The 247-nt window shown below is 39.3% G+C and carries 1 protein-coding gene; it reads right to left on the reverse strand.

Features of this window, described 5'->3' with window-relative positions:
- Window positions 1-61 precede the first annotated feature (61 nt).
- The coding region (locus L9G74_RS21610; protein ID WP_238898903.1) for a hypothetical protein at window positions 62-247 on the reverse strand (186 nt) is incomplete at its 5' end.

A 247-nucleotide genomic window follows, 5' to 3' on the forward strand; every position in this document is an offset into this window, starting at 1 on the left:
GTATACGGAACCGTACGTACGGTGATTTGAGAGGTCGATAATTGAACTAATCAATTATCTCCTACTCGATTATCTTCTGCTCAACATCATGAATCTTCACAACTAGTACAGTGCGAATCCAATCAAATTGGGCTTTCATTTGGTCAAAATATGCGCCTTCATTAATGAATTGACCACTGCCATGAATATGATAACCGCGACCCATTCCAGCGGTTCCTGAATAATTGTAAGAACCAATCGTAATGAT

The organism is Shewanella electrica, assembly GCF_022321485.1.
Lineage (GTDB): Bacteria > Pseudomonadota > Gammaproteobacteria > Enterobacterales > Shewanellaceae > Shewanella > Shewanella electrica.